12 protein-coding genes and 1 tRNA gene are annotated in these 14,444 nt (G+C 65.5%); 12 read left to right on the forward strand and 1 reads right to left on the reverse strand.

Going from position 1 to position 14,444, the window contains the following annotated elements; all coding sequences use genetic code 11:
• Window positions 1-105: 105 nt before the first annotated feature.
• The 9 genes from ftsZ (at window position 106) to ACXJ16_RS00410 (ending at window position 9,714) form a co-directional block, all read left to right on the forward strand.
• Window positions 106-1,671: a cell division protein FtsZ gene (gene ftsZ, locus ACXJ16_RS00370; RefSeq protein ID WP_324696548.1), complete on the forward strand. Its 1,566-nt coding sequence runs from the start codon at window positions 106-108 to the stop codon at window positions 1,669-1,671.
• Window positions 1,672-1,833: 162 nt separating this feature from the next.
• The gene (locus tag ACXJ16_RS00375; protein WP_463920972.1) at window positions 1,834-3,801 is read left to right on the forward strand and encodes an SPOR domain-containing protein; all 1,968 of its coding nucleotides are present in this window, start codon (window positions 1,834-1,836) and stop codon (window positions 3,799-3,801) included.
• A 207-nt stretch (window positions 3,802-4,008) separates the two neighbouring features.
• The gene (locus ACXJ16_RS00380; protein ID WP_054439354.1) at window positions 4,009-4,515 is read left to right on the forward strand and encodes a type III secretion system chaperone family protein; all 507 of its coding nucleotides are present in this window, start codon (window positions 4,009-4,011) and stop codon (window positions 4,513-4,515) included.
• A 142-nt stretch (window positions 4,516-4,657) separates the two neighbouring features.
• A complete protein-coding gene (locus ACXJ16_RS00385; protein WP_463920973.1) occupies window positions 4,658-5,464 on the forward strand; it encodes a pyrroline-5-carboxylate reductase family protein in 807 nt (268 codons plus the stop codon).
• 163 nt (window positions 5,465-5,627) lie between these two features.
• Window positions 5,628-6,368 carry a Bax inhibitor-1/YccA family protein gene (locus ACXJ16_RS00390; protein ID WP_463920974.1) on the forward strand — a complete coding sequence of 247 codons (741 nt, stop codon included), beginning with the start codon at window positions 5,628-5,630 and terminating at the stop codon, window positions 6,366-6,368.
• 160 nt (window positions 6,369-6,528) lie between these two features.
• Window positions 6,529-7,227, forward strand: a complete 699-nt coding sequence (locus ACXJ16_RS00395) for a hypothetical protein (protein ID WP_207906118.1) — start codon at window positions 6,529-6,531, stop codon at window positions 7,225-7,227.
• Window positions 7,228-7,370: 143 nt separating this feature from the next.
• Window positions 7,371-7,446 (forward strand) — tRNA-Ala (locus ACXJ16_RS00400).
• 187 nt (window positions 7,447-7,633) lie between these two features.
• Complete coding sequence (gene obgE / locus ACXJ16_RS00405) at window positions 7,634-8,689, forward strand: GTPase ObgE (RefSeq protein WP_054439254.1); 1,056 nt, start codon at window positions 7,634-7,636, stop codon at window positions 8,687-8,689.
• A 98-nt stretch (window positions 8,690-8,787) separates the two neighbouring features.
• Window positions 8,788-9,714: an alpha/beta hydrolase gene (locus tag ACXJ16_RS00410; protein ID WP_324696538.1), complete on the forward strand. Its 927-nt coding sequence runs from the start codon at window positions 8,788-8,790 to the stop codon at window positions 9,712-9,714.
• A 24-nt stretch (window positions 9,715-9,738) separates the two neighbouring features.
• On the opposite strand, the gene ACXJ16_RS00415 is transcribed toward ACXJ16_RS00410, so the two are convergent.
• A complete protein-coding gene (locus ACXJ16_RS00415; RefSeq protein ID WP_324696536.1) occupies window positions 9,739-11,070 on the reverse strand; it encodes a family 1 glycosylhydrolase in 1,332 nt (443 codons plus the stop codon).
• Between the two features lie 218 nt (window positions 11,071-11,288).
• Between ACXJ16_RS00415 and ACXJ16_RS00420 the strand changes: the two genes are divergently transcribed.
• The 3 genes from ACXJ16_RS00420 (at window position 11,289) to ACXJ16_RS00430 (ending at window position 14,393) form a co-directional block, all read left to right on the forward strand.
• Window positions 11,289-12,236 carry a DMT family transporter gene (locus ACXJ16_RS00420; protein WP_463920975.1) on the forward strand — a complete coding sequence of 316 codons (948 nt, stop codon included), beginning with the start codon at window positions 11,289-11,291 and terminating at the stop codon, window positions 12,234-12,236.
• Between the two features lie 85 nt (window positions 12,237-12,321).
• Window positions 12,322-13,452 (forward strand): glutamate 5-kinase, encoded by a 1,131-nt coding sequence (proB, locus tag ACXJ16_RS00425; RefSeq protein ID WP_054439265.1) that lies wholly within the window; start codon window positions 12,322-12,324, stop codon window positions 13,450-13,452.
• Window positions 13,449-14,393, forward strand: coding sequence for an NAD-dependent epimerase/dehydratase family protein (locus tag ACXJ16_RS00430; protein WP_324696532.1), 945 nt, complete (start codon window positions 13,449-13,451; stop codon window positions 14,391-14,393). Before proB ends, ACXJ16_RS00430 begins: the two co-directional genes overlap by 4 nt.
• Window positions 14,394-14,444 lie beyond the last annotated feature (51 nt).

Here is a 14,444-nt window from a genome sequence, read left to right on the forward strand (position 1 = left end):
CGGCTGTGGACAACAGGGCCGCATGCTTTGCCTAGATGAAGGCAGGCGTGCAATCAGGCTAGTCAAGGTAAATTTCTTCGCGCACGTGCCTGCCAGGAGAACGAAATGAGCATCAACATCGGACCGCCGGCGATCGAAGAGCTTCGCCCGCGCATTGTCGTCATCGGCGTAGGCGGTGCGGGCGGCAACGCCATCGCCAACATGATCCAGGCCCAAATAGAGGGTGTGGACTTCGTCGTCGCCAATACCGACGCCCAGGCGCTCAACAATTCGATCGCCGAAACCCGCATCCAGCTCGGGCCCGAGATCACGCAGGGGCTCGGCGCCGGCGCGCGTCCGGAAGTGGGCCGTGCGGCAGCGGAAGAAACCATCGAAGAGATCGAACGTCTGCTTGACGGCGTTCACATGGTCTTCATCGCCGCCGGCATGGGCGGCGGCACCGGCACGGGTGCCGCGCCGATCATCGCGCAGGCCGCGCGCGCCAAGGGCGTGCTGACGGTGGGCGTGGTGTCCAAGCCCTTCATGTTCGAAGGCACGCGCCGCATGCGTTCGGCGGACTCGGGCATCGAGGAGCTTCAGAAGCACGTCGATACCCTGATCGTCATTCCGAACCAGAACCTGTTCCTGGTCGCCAAGGCGGAGACCACTTTCAAGGAAGCTTTCCAGCTTGCCGACGAAGTGCTCCAGCAGGGCGTGCGCTCGATCACCGATCTCATGATCATGCCCGGCCTCATCAACCTCGACTTCGCGGACGTCCGCTCGGTCATGGGCGAAATGGGCAAGGCGATGATGGGCACCGGTGAGGGCGAAGGCCAGAACCGCGCGTTGGAAGCGGCTGAACGCGCCATAGCGAACCCGTTGCTTGACGGCGTGTCGATGCAGGGTGCCAAGGGCGTGATCATCTCGATCATCGGCGGCGACGACATGAAGCTGCTCGAAGTCGACGAGGCCGCGAACCATATCCGTGAGCTGGTCGATCCCGATGCCAACATCATCTGGGGCTCGGCTTTCAACCCGGACCTCCAGGGCAAGATCCGCGTCTCGGTGGTTGCCACCGGTATCGAGCAGACGACCGAGATGGCGGAAATCGCCTCGCGCCCGCTCAACCTAGGTGCATCGCGCGGCGTCCGGCCGATGGTCTCGCGTCCTGCTCCCGCCCCGGCGCCCGCGCCTGCGGCGGTGGAAGCACCGGCTCCGGTGGCTTTCACGCCCTCGGCTCCGGCCGCGTCCGAGCCTTTCGAACTGTCCACCCCCGCTCCTGAAGCCGCTCCGCAGGCGTTCGGCGAACTGGAACTCGGTGCCGGTGACGAATTCGGCGCAGAAGCCGAGCCGGAAACATCGAACAATTACGCAAGCCTTTCCGGCTTGCACGGCCAGCGTTCGGAGCCGCTTGATCTCGGCTCGGCACAGGCTCAGCCGGCGCCGCAGCGTCAGCAGGACGAACTGTTGCTCAACGGCGGTCTCGTTCCCGATGCCCAGGCTCCGGTCCCGCCGGTTCGCCAGCGTCCGGTGGAGCCCGCGCCTGCCCGCCCCGCCGGCGGCAGCACGCTGTTCGAACGCATGACCAGTCTTTCACGTCCCAAGGCCGCTTCCAGCGAGCCGACCGGAGAGGATGACGAGGGCGGTTCGATCAGCATTCCGCGTTTCCTCGGACGTCAGAACAACCAGTAAGCGATATAGCGGTTCGGCCTGGTGTCATGCCGGTCCGAACCGCCGTTTTCCGCTTATTCTCTTCGGGTTCAGGAAAGGGGCGGCATAGGCTGCCCCGTTCAGTTACAGGTTCAGGCCCGCCACCAGCCGGGCCTTGCGCGTTTTTGAGAGGTTTCCCGGGTCTTGCGTCTGCGCCAGAGGGTATCGAGCAAGTGGTTGGCCGGCACGGCAGCCTGTGTTGTGCTGGCTTTCCCGATGACGGTACAGGCGCAGGCTCCTGTCGTCTCGCGCCCCGTGGTGCAGGCGCTTCCCAGCGCCGATCAGAAAGCGCTCAACGGTGCGCTGGCCAGGCTGGGTCGTAACCCCCGCGATACCGCAGCCCTCCTCGAAGCCGGCGATTCCGCGAGGAAGCTGGGCGATTTCGATGCGGCCATCGGCTTCTATCGCCGTGCGGATGAAATCTCTCCGGGCAATGGGCGGGTGAAGGCCGGGCTTGCCGCTTCTCTTGCGCAGAGCGGCGATCCGGTTGCCGCGCTGCCGCTGTTCGCCGAAGCCGAGCGGGCAGGGGCCACGCCAGCGCTTATCGCTGCCGATCGCGGCCTCGCTTATGATCTCGTCGGCGACAATGCGACGGCGCAGCGCTATTATGCGATGGTGCTGGGCACGGCCGCCGATGACGAGGTTCGCATGCGGCTGGCGATAAGCCAGGCCATCGCCGGTGACGCCAAAACCTCCGAAGCGACGATCATGCCGCTCCTGCGCAAGCAGGACAAGCCGGGCTGGCGCACCCGCGCTTTTGCTCTGGCGATTGCCGGTGACACCAAGCAGGCAGTGGAAGTTTCGGATACGATCCTGCCGCCCCAACTCGCCCAGAACATTGCGCCGTACTTGCGGTACATGCCGCGCTTGACCCCGGCGCAGCAGGCGGCTGCTGCCAATCTGGGCAAGTTCCCCCGCGCTTCGGAAATCGGCCGGGACGATGCCCGCATCGCTGCCTATGCGCCGACCACACGCGTGGCGACGGCCGACGCCAACCTTGTCCCGCGCGGAGAGGCGCTGGGCGGCGGGAAGGCTTCATCCAAATCGCCGCGTACCACGCGGACGGCAAGCGGTACGGCACGGACGACTTCCGTTGCCGTTGCCGACAGTAACCGCGCGGCCGTGTCCCGCGCGGGCTCCGCTCATGTCCCGGTGCCTGCCAATTCTTCCCGGGAGCAGGTCCGCGTTGCGCCGCCCGAACCCAAGCCGACCATCGAGCGTAACGAAACTGCGGCAGGCGAATTGCCGCCCGTCAGGCCGAAGACGGAGGTGCCCGCAGCGCTTGCGGCGACATCCGCGTCCAAGGCTCCCGAATCCGTTTCGTCGCAACCTGCGCCTGCTGCACCGCTTGCCGCGGCGTCCCCGTCTGTGCCGGAAACGACGAGGCCCGCCGCGGCTCAAGTGGCAGCGGCCTCGCCCGGTTTCGACCTTGCCCGCGTGCCCGGCCAGCAGACCGCGGTGCCGCCTGCCGCGTCGTCTCCGGCTGTCAGGCCAGCCACACCCGAAGCGCCGCCGGTGCCCAGTGCCCAGCAGCTTTCGCTCGAACAGATCTTCGCCGATCTCGGAAAGCCGACGATGCAGATCGTCCCCACTTCCGGTGCGGTCGATATTCGGCAGATCGAACCGGCCCGTCCGGCGCCTCCGCGCATCGAACTTCCCAAGCCGGAACCGGATTCGAAAGCCGCGGACAAGCCTGCCACCAAGACCGATCCGAAGGCGGCCGCCAAGGTCGATCCCAAGCTTGATCCGAAAACGGCCAAGGCAGACGCGAAATCGAGCGCCAAGGCTGCGAAAGCAGAGCCCGCCAAGCCCAAGAAGCCGCTTCCGCCCGCGCATCCGAGCCGCATCTGGGTGCAGGTCGGCGTAGGCCGGGACAAGGATGCGATCGCGTTCGACTGGCGGCGATCGCTCAAGCAGGCGCCAGCACTGCTCAAGGGGCGGCAGCCCTACATCAGCGATATGGGGCGAACGAACCGCATTCTCGTCGGCCCGTTCGAGACTCAGAAGGCCGCCGGCACTTTCATCGCCGAAGCCAAGAAGCAGGGCTTCAGCGATGCGCTACCCTGGACCAGCCCTGCGGGGCAGGTGGTGGACGCTCTTTCGGTCAAGTAACGTTTACGTAAAGCGCTCTTCGGAGAATCTCTCGGTCAATTCCGTGGTCGGCAACCTGTCCGAATTAAGGAGCGGTTAGTCTTATCCACACCCTGTGAACAGGCTAGTGCAGTTTTGCGCAGGCGATCGCGGGTCGCGGATTGTGCTTGCCCCCCCATGCAAAGCATCCATGCCTTCACGCTTCCCGGAGGGCAAATGTCGGAAATCATGAGAACGGTACAGGACGACATCGGCCGGGAGGACGAGTCCGCACCGATCGAGATGCTCGCGTCGCTTTTCGAAGCGCGTGACTGGCCCTTTGAATATTCGGGCGAAGACGAGATTTCCGCAGAAGTGAAGGGCGCCTGGGCGACCTATCAGGTCCAGGCGATCTGGCGCGCCGAAGATCGCGTCCTGCAGCTCCTGTGCCTGCCTGACGTGCGCATCGCCGATGCCAAGCGGCAGGCGATGTTCGAGGCTCTGGCGCTCATCAACGAGCAGATCTGGGTCGGCCACTTCGATACCTGGTCGAGCAGCGGGGTCGTGCTTTATCGCCACGGCCTGATGCTGGGTGAGGACGGGCTTCTCGGCCCGGGGCAGGCGCAAACGGTGGTGGAAGCCGCGATCGAGGAATGTGATCGTTTCTATCCGGTGTTCCAGTTCATCCTCTGGGGCGACAAGACCCCTGCCGAGGCGCTGACCGCTGCAATGATCGACGCGGCCGGCGAAGCCTGAACCCGTCCGAGGCCGGAGCCGTGCCTGAGGGCGTGGCCCGGCCCCGATGAGGGGCATTGGCCCTTGGCACCGGTTATGCGCTGCCTTAAGCGCGGGCAATCAAGGCGCCTCGCAAGGCGTCTTCTCGCGTTAGGGGAATGACATGGACCGCTTTCAGAACATCCTTCTCGTCGGCTGCGGCAATATGGCCGGTGCCATGCTGGAAGGCTGGCTGGCGGGCGGAATTCCGGCCTCCCGCTTCACCGTCGTGGACCCGCACCGTGCGGAAGTTCCCGCAGGCGTGACCTTGCTCAAGGAACTGCCCGATGCCCGTTTCGATGCGGTCATGCTCGGGATCAAGCCGCAAGGGCTGGACGATGCCGCTGCGGCCATAGCGCCGCTGGTGAGCAAGGGGACAGTGCTGTTCTCGATCCTGGCCGGTGTGGAATTCGACAGTCTTGCGGCACGCTTCCCCGATGCGGGCGCCATCGTGCGGATCATGCCGAACCTGGCGGCGGCGATCGGCAAGTCACCCATTGCGCTGGATTCGCGTGGTCTTGACGAGATGGGGCGGGCAGCGGTGACGGCGATGATGGAGAAGCTGGGCACGCCGGAATGGCTTGCCGGCGAGGAGCTGTTCGATTCCGTGACCGCGCTGGCAGGCTGCGGCCCAGCTTTCGTCTATCGTTTCATCGATTCCCTGGCGGCCGGCGCGGTTGCGCTCGGGCTTGACGAGGGACAGTCGCGCCGGCTCGCCGTGGCCATGGTGGAAGGCGCGGCGCAGCTTGCCGCGGCCTCGCCGTTCTCGCCCGGCGAACTGGCTGACAAGGTCGCGAGCCCGGGCGGTTCGACCCGTGCGGGCATGAACGTGCTGGACGAGGGCGGGGCATTGGCGAAGGTCGTCGCCGCGGCGATGGAAGCTTCGCGGGATCGCAATGCCGAGATGGCGGCGGAAGCCCGCAAGTCCTGATATTTCGCACCGGATCGGCAGCATTACTCCGATCCGGAGGCGATCTTTACATTTTGACACAAATCCCTTTGGCCGGTTTTTCTTGAAATCTCCTGCGCCGGAGCCGATATTCAGGAGCGTACGGGGTCCGCATTTCGCAGGAGCCCGTGAAAGGGAGTTTGAAATGGCGAATTGGAACGACCCCCAGCCCCGCACGGGCTTCGGTGCGTCTCCGAGCCTCGATGGACGTACTGCCGGTCAGGCCGCTTACGACGCTGGCCTGCGTCGGCACATGCTGTCCATCTACAACTACATGGCCTCGGGCGTGCTGCTCTCGGGCATCGTGGCGCTGCTGTTCGCCTCCTCCGGAATGGCGATGCAGGTGCTGACGACGCCGCTGCGCTGGGTGATCATGTTGGCCCCGCTCGGTTTCGTGATGGCGATGAACTTCGGCGTTAACCGCATGAAGACCTCGACTCTCCAGATGCTCTACTGGGGCTTCTGCGTCGTCATGGGTCTCTCGCTGTCGACGATTTTCCTGGTCTTCACGTCCACCTCGATCGCGACGACTTTCTTCGCGACGGCGGCGGCATTCGCTGGCCTCAGCCTGTATGGCTACACCACCAAGAAGGACCTGTCGGGCTTCGGCACGTTCCTTATCATGGGCCTCGTCGGCATTCTGGTGGCCATGCTGGTGAACATCTTCGTGGGTTCAAGCGTCCTGGCACTGGCGATTTCGGTGATCGGCGTGCTGATTTTCGCAGGCCTCACCGCCTATGACACGCAGATGCTCAAGAACCAGTATTACCAGCTTCGCGGCACCGACTTCGTTGGAAAGGCCGTGATTCTGGGCGCGCTCAGCCTCTATCTGGACTTCATCAACATGTTCCAGTTCCTGCTGACGTTCCTGGGCGATCGCCGTTAATCCACGGCTTTTTGACAGGTAAATCGAAAATGCCCGGTGCGATTCGTCGCGCCGGGCATTTTCTTTGGAGTCAAGAAGAGTTAGTAATGGCGCTCTGAGAAATGGAGTGTCCGGGGTGGTTAACCTGAAGAAACGAGGCCTTCTGCGCGGCCTCCCGCTGATGGCGGTTTCGCTCGTTGCGGTGCTTTCCAGCTGCGGCCCGAAAGAGGTTGCCGTGGCCCCGCCGCCGCCGCCGCCCGTTATCGTGATCCCGCCGCGCCCGATGCCGCCGCTTGGTGCGGCGCCCAACATGACGGTTCCCGCCCTTGCCGTGGATGGTTCGCGCCATACCGTGAACAGCGGCGTGTCGCAGGCGCAGGCGTTGTGGAATCTCCGTTCGGCCTACAATGTTGCGGCATTGAACTGCCTTGGCCCGCAGTACGAGCCGATTCTTGCAGGCTACAAGGACTTCCTGAAGAAGCATGCCAAGTCGCTGACGGCCACGAACAAGGCACTCGACAAGGAGTTCCGCACCCGGTTCGGCGCGAAATCCGTGCGGGAGCGTGAAGCCTATCAGACGCAGGTCTATAACTATTTCGCATTGCCGCCGGTCGTTCCCGCCCTGTGCAACGCGGCGATGGGGCTTGCGGTTGACCTGCAGGCAGTTCCGGCGGGCCAGCTTGACGGTTTCGCCGTCAGCGGCCTTGCCAAGGCGGAGGCTCCGTTCAAGGAGTTCTTCAACAGCTACGACCAGTATCGCGCCGATCTCGCGGCCTGGGAGTCGCGCTACGGCGCCGCATCGGCCACTTCGGGGGCTGCCGCTCCCGTGGCGGCGGCGGGCACGCAGCCCAAGGTCGCGGCGCAGGCCTTCGCCCAGTAAAGCTCAAGGCACAGGCAGGGCAGGGGCAGGCGCTCCTGTCCTGCAAAATTGGTTCTGCGGCATTTTTGCTCTTTCAAGCGAAAGAGCACTTCGCTATGGGAGCGCCTCGCTGAACGCTGGACGTTTTGCGAAGATACTGGAACGGGGCCGTAGCTCAGATGGGAGAGCGCGTCGTTCGCAATGACGAGGTCAGGGGTTCGATCCCCCTCGGCTCCACCAGTATTCTAGATTGATGCGTGTCCGGCTCGGTGCCGGGCATCACCCGGCCCGAGACATGGCCGGGTTTTTTGTTTATCTGCGTTGCGGGTTCAGCCAGCATCGCCAGGCACTGGAAGAGAGCCGGTGCCGCCCCGGCGGAGCCTCCGCCAGCCCACTTCAGCTCTCAGGATTGCCGGAAAAAAGACCCATGCATTTTCTCGACCAGGCCAAGATCTACATCCGTTCGGGCGGCGGCGGACCGGGTGCCGTTTCCTTCCGGCGTGAGAAGTACGTGGAATATGGCGGCCCTGACGGCGGTAACGGCGGCAAGGGCGGAGACGTGATCTTCGAGGCCGTCGCTGGTCTCAACACCCTGATCGACTTCCGCTATACCCAGCATTTCAAGGCCCCGCGCGGCGGCCACGGCATGGGCAAGAACCGCAACGGCGCGGCTGGCAAGGACCTTGTCGTCAAGGTCCCGGTCGGCACCCAGCTCATCGATGACGACGACCGCGAGACGGTTCTGGCCGACCTTACCGAGGCGGGCCAGCGCGTGGTCCTGCTCGAAGGCGGCATGGGCGGTCGTGGCAACGCCAGCTACAAGACCAGCACCAACCGCGCGCCGCGCCAGCACCAGCCGGGCATCCCGCCGCAGGAGCTGTGGGTCTGGCTGCGTCTCAAGCTGCTGGCGGACGTCGGTCTGGTGGGCATGCCCAACGCTGGCAAATCGACTTTCATCAACAAGCTTTCGAACACCAAGGCCAAGGTGGGCGATTATGCCTTCACCACGCTGCGGCCGCAGCTCGGCGTCGTCACGCACAAGAACCGTGAGTTCGTGCTGGCCGACATCCCCGGCCTGATCGCCGGCGCGGCGGACGGTGCCGGCATTGGCGACCGTTTCCTGGGCCATATCGAGCGTTGCCGCGTGCTGGTCCACCTTATCGACATCTCCAGCACCGACCCGGTCGAAGCGATGCGGATCGTCGAGGAAGAGCTCGAGGCTTACGGCGAAGGCCTTGAAGACAAGCCGCGTCTCGTGGCGCTCAACAAGATTGATCTCGTCGATGACGCGCTGGCGGCGGACTATGCCCGCGAGCTGCTCAAGGCCGGAGCCGACGAGGTCTTCCCGATTTCGGGCGCGACGGGCAAGGGCATGTCGAAGCTGCTCGATGCGGTGATCGACTATCTCCCCGCCGCCACCGTGACCGAGCGTCCGGAAGGCGAGCGCGAGGAAGCCGACGACAAGCCCTGGTCCCCGATCTGACCCAATCCGGGCGAGCGACGCAGCGGCGTCGCTCGCTTTTATTCGTTACTCTTCAGGCGCATATTGGCAGGGCAGGCGGCTCTCGCTAGACCGTGGCAATGAAGATCATCGCCACTTCGCTTGTCATCCCGGGGCTTTTCGCCGCAGGGCTCGTTCTGGCCCCGCAAATCGCAAGCGCGAAGGATGCGGCGCCGCGGGAGATTTCGGGTCAACCTATCGAACTCGGCACGCGCTATGAGCTGCGATCCGCCGTTCTTGGCGACACGCGCGAAGTGAACGTCTGGTTGCCGACGGGCTATGACAAGTCGGCTGACCGTTATCCGGTGGTCTATCTGCTGGATGGCGGGCTGGATCAGGATTTCGTGCATATCGCAGGGCTTGGCAGTCTGGCCTCGCTGAGCTGGACTTATGGGCCGATGATCGTCGTCGGCGTGCAGACGAAGGACCGGCGTGCCGAACTGACTTCGCGTCCCACCGATCCCCGATATCTCTCGGCCTTTCCCGAAAGCGGCGGAGCCGACCGCTTCCGCCGGTTCCTGCGGGATGAGGTCATCCCCTTCGTGGAGGCGCGCTTTCGCAGTGGAGATCGGCGCGCCCTGATGGGAGAGTCCCTTGCGGGCCTGTTCGTGGTGGACACGCTCCTGAACGATCCCACGCTTTTCGGCGACTATGTGGCGGTCAGCCCCAGCCTGTGGTGGGACGATCGCCGTCCGCTGCGCGATCTCGATCGGACCGCGGCAGGGCAGGGTATGTCCGGCGAGCGCCTTTACCTTGCGGTGGGGGACGAGGGCGGAACGATGCAGGATGGTATCGACCGCATGCGCGCCTATCTCGGCAAGCAGCCGCCCGCGCGAATCACGGTGCGCTATGCCGATTTCAGCAAGAGCGCGTCTCACGCCACGGTCTATCACCATGCTGCCGAGGAAGCGCTTCGCTGGCTCTATCCGGCGCCGCCCTATGAGCAGGGGCAGACGCCGTGGTTCATGATCGAAGGGGCGTCTCCACCTGCAGCGCCGGCGCATTGACCGCCGCATTCGGCGTTCTGCCGATCAGAGCGCGTTGCGGCGGGCGATCGCGCCCAGCACGGCGGCACTGGGCTTGGCGGTGCGCTTGAACGTGGTGCGGTCCAGCGTGTGCAATCCGAACTGGGGCTTGTAGCCGAAGACCCACTCGAAATTGTCGACGAGCGACCAGTGCATGTAGCCCAGAACGGGCACGCCGTCTTCCATTGCCCGCTTGAGTTCGGCCAGCGCCGCCGGGATCAGGCGGGCTCGCTTGGTGTCGTCCGCGGAGTTGATGCCGTGCTCGGTGACGACCACGGGAACCCCGCTCACCGCATGGGCATAGCGTACCGCGCCGGCGAGCGAGGCAGGGTATACTTCCGATCCGGCATCGTTGGTTTCGGCGCCTTCCGGCGCGGGAAGCCTGCCCTTGTCGGTCCAGACGGTGCGCTCGTAATTCTGCACGCCGACGAAGTCGTTGCCCCGGGCAGCTTCCAGCCAGGGTCGGTAGAGCTTCGCGCGCATGGCGTCGCGAAGGCTGTTCCTGCCTGCTGCCTGATCGTCGATGACGGCGAGGCTGACGCCTACGGGCAGGTCGGGGCGCACCCCCTTGATCGCTTCTCGTCCGGCCTTGTGTCCGGCAATCAGGTTGGCCTGCACCACTTGCGGATCGGCGACGTAGAGAGGGTTTCCGGGCAGGAACCGGGCGACGGCATGTTCCCGTGCCGCGGCTTCCTGCATGGCCTTGTCCGCCCCCAGCAGGCGCGGGCCGATGTCTCCGGGCAGCACCACGTCGAGGAGGCCCGACAGGTTCGGTTCGTTGAGGGTCGTGGCATAGCCGATGATCGCGGCAAGATGGCGCGCGGCGCGCTCGCAGTAGCGGGCAAACAGCAAGGGCGCTTCCGCGTTGGACCAACCGCCCTGCGCCGCGAACCAGATGGGCGTGGTAAAGTGGTTGAAGGTGACCATGGGCGTGAGGCCGCGCGCATGACAGCCTTCGATTATGGCCTTGTAGTGATCGAGCATGGCGATGGAGAATTCGCCCTTCGCCGGTTCGATGCGGGCCCATTCAAGGCTGAAGCGGTAGGTATTGAGACCCATGCCTTTCACAAGATCGAGGTCCACCGGCCAGAGCGCGAAGCTGTTGGCCGCGTCTCCCGAAGGTTCGGTGTAGACCGTGGGACGGGCATGTTCCATCGCCCAGACGTCGCTGTTGAGGTTGTTTCCCTCCACCTGATACGCCGCCGTGGCCGTGCCCCAGAGGAAGCCCTGCGGGAACTTCGGATCGACCGGTCGTGCCCCGCGTGAAAAGGCGGGTGCGGTGATACTGGCTGCGGTTGCCGCGGCGGCGGCGGCCAGCATGGTGCGGCGATCGATCACGCGTTTTTCTCCCTCGTCGCGCCGATCTCGTTCGAATCGGCCTCGCGCTTCATATCTAGAATCATTATTCTAAAATGAAAGCGCGAAGTCGGAACCTCCATGGCCGCAGCGCAGCGCGGCACCGGCGGGGGCAGGGAGGTTGACGGCATCGGCGATTTCGGGTTGGGCGCGAGGCTGGCGCATCGGGTCCGCCGAGCTTGCGAACTGAAGTTGCGGTAATGGAAAAGATGGAAGCGCATTCGCGAAGGCCGGTCGACGGTGGTGCAGCATTGCTGATGGTCGGGCTCTGCGCGATCTGGGGAATGCAGCAGACCGCGCTCAAGGCGGCCGCGCCGGACATGGCGCCGGTCCTCCAGATTTCGCTGCGTTCCGGGATCGCCGCGCTGTTCATCGCGGCGCTGGTCCGTCTGCGCGGCGACGGCCATGCTCTTCGCGGGGGCACCTGGAAGCCGGGGCTGGCGATCGGAGCGCTCTTCGCGCTGGAATACCTGTTCATGGGGGAGGGGCTGCGTTTCACCAATGCCTCGCACATGGGGATCTTCCTCTATACCGCGCCGATCTTCACGGCGCTCGGCCTCCACTTCGGATTGCCGGAAGAGCGCCTGAGTCCTCTGCAATGGCTGGGCATCGTCACGGCCTTCGGCGGTGTGGCGGTGTCCTTCCTCGGCGGGGCAAGCGCGGGCTCGCAGCACGATTCGGCGTGGATCGGCGATCTCATGGGGATCGGCGCCGGTGCCGCCTGGGGCGCGACGACGCTCACCTTGCGCTTTTCCCGCCTGTCGCAGGCGCCGAGCAGCGTCACGACGCTCTATCAGCTTCTCGGTGCATTCGTGCTGCTGGGGGCGCTGGCGCTCGGCTCGGGGCAGACATTGGTCAGGCCGACCCCGCTGCTGGGGGTGAGCATGGCGTTCCAGATCGTCTTCGTTTCGCTGGTCAGCCTGCTGGTATGGTTCGGGATGCTGCGGGTCTATCTGGCTTCGCGGCTGGGCGTGCTTTCGTTCATGACTCCGTTGTTCGGCGTGGCCTTCGGCGTCGTTCTGCTCGGCGAGCGGCTGGAGCCGGCCTTCATCGCCGGCGCGCTGATGGTCATGGCGGGAATCCTGCTGGTCAGCGGGCACGAGATGTTCAAGGCCCGGCAGGCGCGCCGTCTGGCCGCCACGTCCTGACGTTCCCGCGGCGGGACGGGGTGCGCGGTCCTTTGCAAGCGAGCGCTTTCCTCCGGGCGGCAAGTGTCCTAGAGGCTCGGCCTCCATGCCTGTATCCCGCCTTTCCGATCTCTCCGACAAAGTCCTGAGCCCCCGCCTCGTCGTCAAGGTGGGGTCGGCGCTGCTCGTCGGTAAGGAAGGTGTGCGGCGCGAATGGTTGACCGCGCTGGTCGCCGAGATCGCCGAGGCGCGCGCACGCGGGCAGGACGTGATCGTGGTCTCTTCGGGCGCGATTGCGCTGGGCGCGGCGACTCTGGGGCTCGACAAGGGCGGACGCGGCTCGCTGGCGGACGCACAGGCCGCCGCGGCCGTGGGCCAGATCGCGCTTTCGGGGCTCTGGGCCGAACTGCTGGGCAGCCACGGCATCACCGCCGCGCAGATGCTGCTGACGCTGGAGGATCTCGAGGACCGGCGCCGTTATCTCAACGTCACCGCAACGCTCACGCGCCTGCTCGATGCGGGCGCGGTGCCGGTGATCAACGAGAACGATTCGGTTGCGACTCAGGAAATCCGCTTCGGTGACAATGACCGCCTTGCCGCCCGCGTCGCGCAGGCGGCGCAGGCAAGCGCGGTGTTGCTGCTCTCCGACATCGACGGCCTTTATGACCGCCATCCTCGGGAGCCCGGCGCGAAGATGATTCCGGTGGTCGAAGGCGTGACGCCCGAGGTCCACGCCATGGCGAGTGCGGAATCGAATTCGGGCATGGGCTCCGGCGGCATGGTTTCCAAGCTCCAGGCAGCCGAGATCGCCGAACTGGCAGGTATCTGCCTCGTCATCGGCAATGGCCAACACGCCCGCCCGGTGGCGCGGATCATCGATCAGGGGATCGGCACGCTGTTCCTCCCCCGCCGCCGTGCGGGCGCTCGCAAGGCCTGGCTCGGCGGGCGGTTGCGGCTCAAGGGCAGCATTGTCGTCGATGCCGGCGCGGCCGCCGCATTGCTGCGCGGGTCGAGCCTCCTTGCCAAGGGCGTGACCGCCGTGGAGGGGCATTTCGAACGCGGGGATCCCGTGGCCATCGTCGATGCCGGCGGCCGCGTGGTCGCCCATGGCCTTTCGGAGTACCATGCTGGCGAATGCGCCGCGATCAAGGGGCTCCATTCGAGCGAGCAGGCCGAAGTGCTGGGATATTCGCCGCGTTCCTCCGTGGTCCATCGTGACCAGCTCGTGCTGAAATGACCGCTTTTCCCCAGATGAACGAGATAGACCGCCCCACCATCGCCCTGACCGGCGCAACCGGCTTCGTCGGCCAGTGCGTGCTGGAGGAAGCGGCGGCCGCAGGGTACGACGTGCGCGCACTGACCCGCCGCGAACAAGAGCGGCGCGAGAACGTCACCTGGGTACGCGGCGAACTGCGCGATACCGCCTCGCTGTCCGAGCTGACGCGCGGGGCGGAGGCGATCGTCCACGTTGCGGGCGTGGTGAGCGCGCCCGATGCCGCCGGGTATGAGGCCGGCAATGTCGCGGGCACCCTGAACCTCATCGAGACCGGCGTGGCCAAGGGCATCCGGCGTTTCGTCTTCGTTTCCTCGCTTTCCGCGCGCGAGCCCGATCTTTCGGCTTACGGCGCTTCGAAGGCCAAGGCCGAGAAGCTGCTGCGCGCCAGTCCGCTGGACTGGACGATCGTACGCCCGCCCGCGATCTACGGCCCGCGCGACAAGGAGATGTTCGAACTGTTCCGCGCCGCGCGCTGGGGGCTGGTTCCGGTGCCGAAGGACGGCCGCGCCTCGATGATCCATGTCGAGGATCTCGCCCGCCTGCTGGTGGCGCTGATACCGGGCGGCGAGGACGTGACAGGCAAGCTGTTCGAGCCCGACGACGGAAAGCCCGAAGGCTGGGACAATGCCGAGATGGCCCGTGCCATCGGCGCTGCGGTTGGCCGCCGTGCCAGGGTGATCTCGCTTTCGGCCGGGGCGTTGCGGCTGGCGGCCCGGGCCGACCAGTTCCTGCGCGGCGACGGCGCGAAGATGACCGCCGATCGCGCCGCCTATTTCAGCCATCCCGACTGGGTGGTCGGAGCAGGCGCGGCCGTGCCGCCGACGATCTGGGAGCCGCGCATCGATACGCGGGACGGTCTGCGGGCCACGGCAGAGTGGTACCGCGCGAACGACTGGCTTTAGGCCGCAGGTTCCAGGCCGACGGGGGAAGCCTGAGGGACGATCCCCAGGCTC

This window comes from Novosphingobium sp. TK71 (assembly GCF_055361505.1).